Source organism: Eubacterium sp. AF22-8LB (assembly GCF_003458715.1).
Lineage (GTDB): Bacteria > Bacillota_I > Bacilli_A > Erysipelotrichales > Erysipelotrichaceae > Holdemanella.
Genome location: NZ_QRVI01000047.1, coordinates 1 through 6,646, shown reverse-complemented (window position 1 = coordinate 6,646; position 6,646 = coordinate 1). Strand labels below are relative to the sequence as shown.

Here is a 6,646-nt window from a genome sequence, read left to right as displayed (position 1 = left end):
GCAGAATTATTTTAATAATAATGAAAGGGGTGGAGGTCGAGACAAAGTCTACTCGACGATTTAGATGATACTCGATACAATTCATGGACATTATAATTCTTTCTTTGATTCCGAAAAGAAAATTGCAGATTACATAATCCAACATCCAAAGGAAGTTGTGAATATGACAATCAAACAGCTTGCCGAAGCATGTCAAACATCACAGGCAAGTGTTTCGCGTTTTGCGAGAAAATGTCAGATGGACAGCTTTCATCATCTTAAGGTTAATTTGGCTAGGGATTGTGTGAATGAAATTGAACAAAAATCAAATACTATTTCAACTAATGATATTTCAGGATCCTTAGAAACTATTCTTTCCAATAAGATTTCCGAATTGACATCAACTATTCGTAATATAGATACGGAACAATTAAGAAAAATCATTTCCTTGATTAAAAATGCCAACCACGTCTTAGTGTGTGCAGTAGGAAATACGATTCCAGTTGCATTGGATTGTATGTTTAAATTTAATGAGATTGGCATTTCAACATTTACATCAACCATTTGGGAAAATCAGGCATCTTATGCGCTTGGATTGGACTCAAATGATGTTGTGATTGCCATCTCAAATAGTGGAGAAAGTAAACAAGTCTATGCGATATGTCAGGAAATGAAAAAGCGTGGTGTTTGTACGATTGGCATCACAAATAATAATGATTCAGTTGTTGCCAAAGAATGTACATATCACATTCAATCTTCGACACGAGAAAAATTGTTTTTAAATGAATTCTGTTTTTCAAGAATCTCTGCAGCTACCATTATCGAAATTTTATATTTATTCTTAACGAATAATCAAAAGGATAGCTATGAGAAAATAAGTCAATGTGAAGAACTATATGCTTCTTTGAAGGTATAGTTCTTTTTATATGAATAATAATTACACAAAAAAGACGTTGACGAAATAAAATTCCATGATACACTTGAGATGGAGGATGATTATGAAAAAGACATGTGCAAAATACGCTTCAAAATTGATTCATGATGGAATGGTTGTAGGCCTAGGAGGAGGAAGTACCATTCAATATTTGATTGATTATGTAAAGGATAAAGATATTCAGGTGGTGACACCTTCTGTAAAGACAGCTTTAAAAGCTCAAAAGGAAGGGTTACCTATATTGAATACGCAATTTGTAGATCATATAGACATTGCCTTTGATGGATGTGATGAAGTAGATTCAAATCTAAATGCTTTAAAAAGCGGTGGAGGCATTCATACACAGGAAAAGATTATTGCATCTATGGCAGATGAATATATTGTATTGGTTGATGAAACTAAATTTCACAAGACCTTGGCCTTTAAAGCACCTGTTGTAGTCGAAGTATTACCACGTGCTTATAGTATTGTGAAGAAGAAATTAGAACAGTTGAATGGAAATGTCGTTGAACGAACAAGTAATAATAAAGATGGCATTATGATCAGTGATGAAGGCAATCTTTTATTGGATGTTTATTTTAACGAGGTACAAGACATTGGTTTGTTGAATCAAACACTGTTAATGATGCCAGGTGTTGTAGATACAAGTCTATTTGTCGATACGATTACAGGTATTATTATGGTAAATGAGAAGGGTGTTTTCAAGAAAGAAGTCAAAGGTGAATTTCATGCATTATAATTGGGGAATTGTTGGATCTGGATGGATTGCACATGATATGGCAAATGCCTTGATTCAAGAAGGTGTTGGAATTTATGGTGTAGCTTCTGGGCATTTGAGTTCAGCTAAAAAGTTTTCTGAAGAATTTTCAATTGAACATGTATATGAGAATTATCAGGCTATGTTTGAAGATGAAAATATTGATATTGTTTATATTGCCACACCACATAATTCTCACTATGAAATTATGAAGGATGCCTTGCTTCATAATAAACATGTTTTTTGTGAGAAAGCCATTACTTTAAATTCTGTGGAATTAAATGAATGTGTAGAGATTGCCAAAGAAAGACATTTAGTAATCAGTGATGGTGTTACACTTTTCCATATGCCTTTATTTAAAGCAATTCAAAAGAGAGTCTTATCGAATGAATTTGGCCCAGTCAAAATGATTCAAGTCAATTTTGGAAGCTTTAAAGAATATGATGTCAATAACCGCTTTTTTAATCCGGATTTGGCTGGTGGTGCACTACTTGATATTGGTGTATATGCCGTTAGCTTTGCGCGTTGGTTTATGTCAAGTAAACCTACCACAGTATTAACAACCATGACCCCTTTTGAAACGGGTGTAGACGAGACAAGTGGTATTTTACTTCAAAATAAAGATATGGAGATAGCAACAATTTCACTCACTATGCGTGCCAAACAACCAAAAATAGGCTTGATTGCATGTGAAAATGCCTATATTGAAATCTATAATTTTCCACGTGGTGATAAGGCAGTCATCACATATACAAGTGATGGTCATACAGAAGAGGTTTGTTGTGGCGGAAGTCGTTTGGCATTGAATTATGAAATTCATGACATGGAAGAATATGTATCTTGTTTAAATGATCAAACAAATTTACGATATATTAGAGATGTGATGGACGTCTTAACTCAAGTTCAGAAAGCGTGGGGGAAATATGAATAAAAAATACTTTTTCTTTGACATTGATGGTACTTTAACAGATAAAGCGACCGGAAAAATTGTACCAAGTGCACAGCTAGCTTTGAATGAGCTTCAAAAGGCAGGTCATTTTGTAGCTATTGCGACGGGTCGTGCTCATTATAAAGCGCGTAACTTTATGGAGAGTGTGGGGCTTCATGATATGGTATGCTGCGGTGGTGGCGGTTTAGTCATTCATGATGAATTGATTCAAAACATACCTTTGGACTTAGAAAAATCAAAAGCAATTGCAAAACAAGCATTATCTTTAGGATATGGTGTTTTATTTGCGTTAGACGATTCAATCAAAGTATATACATTAGATCATACGTTCCAGAATGAAGTGGGGGATCGTAAAGAGCCTACGGAGTATGTGTATGATGAAAATTTGGATGTAGACAAGTTAGATGTGATTTATAAAATGTATATTTCCATCCCAAAAGAGAAGGAATTCGAACTCACTTTAAAGGATACATTAGGAAATATGCGTTTTGTACCCGATTATTTAATGTTTCAATATGATGCTAAACACCAAGGTATTTTGGATATGATGCAGCATGTACATGGTGATTTAAAAGATGTAGTTGTCTTTGGTGATGACACCAATGATATGGTTATGTTTGATCCACAATGGACAAGTGTTGCCATGGGAAATGCGTGTCAAGAATTGAAGGATATCGCAACTATTGTCACAGATGCCAATGTGGATGATGGTATTTATAATATTTGTAAGAAAATGAAATGGATTTAAGGCACTAAAAAGACACTTTTTTAATTTTTATTAGAAAAAGTGCATTTTTTTACGTATATGAGTATGTAGGAAATACCTGCTAGAATCGAGGTGCTTATGAGAAGCGCTAATTTATTAAACGACTTTGCCTTTAAATATGTTTTTGGCGAAGATTGTAAAGAGGCCAATGATGCCTTAAAATCATTACTTACGGTATTTTTGGAAAGAAAGGTGGTGAATGTACATGTAACGAATGTGGGGGTTGATCCAATACTTGAAGCTTTTGTAGAATTTGACGACAACACCAAGATGAAACTAGCTATTCTGATAGATCAAAATATAATCAAATTACATCGCTTATCTGAATATTATCTTATGAGGTTGTTTGGATCACAGGAAGAATATGATTTAAACCCATGTCAAGTCATTGCGTTCTATGATGGTAAGGAATCGGAATTTGAAATAGATCTTCAATTTAGAAATGATGATGGTATTTTGTTTTTTCCAGATGGCATGTTGAAAATATCTGTGTATTCAACAGAAAATTTAGATAAATCTTATGATCAGATGAATGATAAAGAAAAAATAGTATATTACTTTTTGAATTGTAGAGATAATGGTAAAACTAAGATGATAGAAAATGATGAAGTAATTCAAACGGTAGAAAAACGAGTAGAAACCATATCGAATGATTGTTGGACAAAATGGATTGAAGACTTTAGAATACAACAAGAAAATGAACTAAAACTTGAATTTGAAGAAGCTCATAAACGATTAAAGAAAGCGAATAAACGATTAGAGGAAGCGAATAAACGATTAGCGGAGGCTCAAAAACGATTAGAGGAAGCTAATAAAAAAGTACAAGAAGCAAATAAACGTGCAGATGAATCTGATAAGCTGGCTGATAAGATGAATCAAGAAATGACTTAGATGATCCGAACTATGCTTTCAAATGGTATGAGTGTATCTCAAATTGCGAAGTGTGTATCTAAAAGTGAAGATGAAATTATAAAATGGATATCGTAGCCACCTGTATGGTGGCTTTTTAAGTTTCCACTTTAAGTGGAAAAAGAAGATTTGAGAATTATGATGTGAACATTTAATATATAGTTAACAATTTGGTCGACAAAAATTGTATACGAGGAGAGCGAAAATGGAAAAAATTCAAAATGTTCTTATGAAGTATTTGATGCCAATTGCGAACAAGCTTGAACAACAAAAACATATTCAAGCTATCAAAGATGGAATCGTTGCTTCAATACCTATTATTATCGTTGGTTCATTCTGTACTATTTTCTTAGGTATTGCCAACCTTTTAGGAAGTGGACCTGTTTATGATTTTTTAAATGCAAATATGGGTGTCTTGACATATGCATCAGCATTCACAAACGATATGCTTGCGGTATATGCAACATACTTTATTGCGAAAACTTTATCTGAAAAATATGATTTAAAAGGAAGTCAACCTGCTGTCACAGCTTTAGTTGTTTTCTTCATTCTTTGTGCTGTAGTCAAAGATGGTCAACTAAATACATCTTATTTAGGATCAACTGGATTATTTACAGGTATTGTTGCAGCCCTATTTACAGTTGAAATTTATCACATTTGTTACGAACGCAAATGGTATATTAAAATGCCAGAAAGTGTACCACCAATGGTACAAGATAGCTTTGCAGCCTTAGTACCGTTAGTATTGAATACAATCATCGCCGTTGCGATCGCAAATCTTTCGTTAACGTTTGGTAAGGTAGCCTTCCCACAATTGATCATGAATGTATTAGCACCAGCTGTAACAGGCATGGATACACTACCAGCTTTATTGATTGTGATGTTCTTAACTCAGCTATTATGGTTCTTTGGATTACATGGACCAAGTATTACTTCTGCTGTATGGGCAACTTTTGCGATTGCGTATGCCGCTGAAAATATTGCAGCATATACAGCAGGACAACCTGTTCAACATATTTTCACGTTTGGATTATTCTATGGTATATTATGTGTATCAGGATCTGGTTTAACATTAGGATTAAATATTTTAATGATGAGATCAAAGGCAAAATCATTGAATTCAGTAGGTAAAGTATCTATTATTCCAAGCTTGTTTGGAATCAATGAACCATTAATTTTTGGTACACCAATTATCTTGAATCCATTTATGTTTATTCCATTTGTGTTCGGACCATTGATCTGTACAACAATTGTATATTTAACAATGAATTTAGGCTTAGTCGGTAAACCAATTGCCAATCCTCCAGGATTCTTGCCTCCAGGAGTAAGTGCATTCTTAATGACATTAGATTGGAAGTCTGTAGTCCTAGTATTTGTATTGTTGATTCTACAAACTGTGTTCTATTATCCATTCTTTAAGATGATGGAAAAAGAAGAGCTACAAAAAGAACAAGCTTTAGAAAAATAGGAAGAGAAACATGTTAACAGCTAGACAATTAAAAATTATTAAATTGATTATGAATAATCCGGGGATTCATGGAAAAGAAATATCAGAAAATCTAAATGTGTCAACACGAACTATACGTAATGAAATCACATTTATGAATGATGTGACAAACTGTATATTAATACGTTCGAGTACCAAACAAGGATATATGATCAATGATGAGCACCTAGATATTATTCGTAACATAGTCAATCAGGATAATGAAAATGTAGATCTAGCTGTCTATCGTATTTACAAAATTATAGGTAAAATACTATTCTTTGAGGATTGCAGTATATATGATTTATCTGAATTATTAGGTTTATCCGATTCTGTAATCCGCAAAGAAATCAATAAAGTGATTCAGTTTTTGTTGAAAAACTACAATGTGGAATTATTCAAGCTAAAAAAAGATGAGTGTGTCATTTTATTAGAAGAAAGTGAAATTCGTGAGCTTCTTTTTAAAATCGTAAAAGACATGGCACTCGAAAATCCAGATGCATTAATGGATATTCTTTATATGCTTCTAAGTGATTCGTGGGTTATGAAATATTATAAATCCACAAAGGAAGATGTAATCAAAATCATGAATGGAGAACAAGTCTATTTATCAGAAACGGACTTATCCATTTTTGCAGCATGCATCTTGATATGTCGAGTACGAAATCTAAATGGATACAATCTCGAAGATAATCAAATAAGTTCTCCCGACGATCTTTATACTCGTGTCATTACTAAATTATGTATGCAGTCGTCTTATTTAGAACAGGCAGATATTCCGATTCTATATAATCTTTTACATACATTTAAAATAAAATCAACAGATGAAGTACCAAAAATCACAGATTTTACAATGCTTGTATTTG

Annotated in this window: 7 protein-coding genes; all 7 read left to right on the top strand. The window is 33.2% G+C overall.

Features of this window, described 5'->3' with window-relative positions; genetic code table 11:
- Positions 1-64 precede the first annotated feature (64 nt).
- Positions 65-895 (top strand): MurR/RpiR family transcriptional regulator, encoded by an 831-nt coding sequence (locus tag DWY01_RS11075; RefSeq protein WP_117996177.1) that lies wholly within the window; start codon positions 65-67, stop codon positions 893-895.
- A gap of 82 nt (positions 896-977) precedes the next feature.
- On the top strand, positions 978-1,652 hold the full coding sequence (rpiA, locus tag DWY01_RS11070) for a ribose 5-phosphate isomerase A (protein WP_199519961.1): 675 nt from the start codon (positions 978-980) through the stop codon (positions 1,650-1,652).
- Positions 1,642-2,601 (top strand): Gfo/Idh/MocA family protein, encoded by a 960-nt coding sequence (locus DWY01_RS11065; RefSeq protein WP_117996175.1) that lies wholly within the window; start codon positions 1,642-1,644, stop codon positions 2,599-2,601. The genes rpiA and DWY01_RS11065 overlap by 11 nt, the downstream gene beginning before the upstream one ends.
- A complete protein-coding gene (locus DWY01_RS11060) occupies positions 2,594-3,367 on the top strand; it encodes an HAD-IIB family hydrolase (protein WP_117996174.1) in 774 nt (257 codons plus the stop codon). The genes DWY01_RS11065 and DWY01_RS11060 overlap by 8 nt, the downstream gene beginning before the upstream one ends.
- A 96-nt stretch (positions 3,368-3,463) precedes the next feature.
- A complete protein-coding gene (locus tag DWY01_RS11055) occupies positions 3,464-4,276 on the top strand; it encodes a hypothetical protein (RefSeq protein ID WP_117996173.1) in 813 nt (270 codons plus the stop codon).
- A gap of 223 nt (positions 4,277-4,499) precedes the next feature.
- Positions 4,500-5,762 (top strand): PTS sugar transporter subunit IIC, encoded by a 1,263-nt coding sequence (locus DWY01_RS11050; protein WP_199519960.1) that lies wholly within the window; start codon positions 4,500-4,502, stop codon positions 5,760-5,762.
- Positions 5,763-5,772: 10 nt separating this feature from the next.
- On the top strand, positions 5,773-6,646 hold an 874-nt coding region (locus DWY01_RS11045), incomplete at its 3' end, for an HTH domain-containing protein (protein ID WP_117996172.1).

Excerpts from the sequence above, each read along its gene's own strand:
- DWY01_RS11075 (WP_117996177.1), top strand. The coding sequence starts at position 65 with ATGATACTCGATACAATTCATGGACATTATAATTCTTTCTTTGATTCC.
- rpiA (WP_199519961.1), top strand. The coding sequence starts at position 978 with ATGAAAAAGACATGTGCAAAATACGCTTCAAAATTGATTCATGATGGA.
- DWY01_RS11065 (WP_117996175.1), top strand. The coding sequence starts at position 1,642 with ATGCATTATAATTGGGGAATTGTTGGATCTGGATGGATTGCACATGAT.
- DWY01_RS11060 (WP_117996174.1), top strand. The coding sequence starts at position 2,594 with ATGAATAAAAAATACTTTTTCTTTGACATTGATGGTACTTTAACAGAT.
- DWY01_RS11055 (WP_117996173.1), top strand. The coding sequence starts at position 3,464 with ATGAGAAGCGCTAATTTATTAAACGACTTTGCCTTTAAATATGTTTTT.
- DWY01_RS11050 (WP_199519960.1), top strand. The coding sequence starts at position 4,500 with ATGGAAAAAATTCAAAATGTTCTTATGAAGTATTTGATGCCAATTGCG.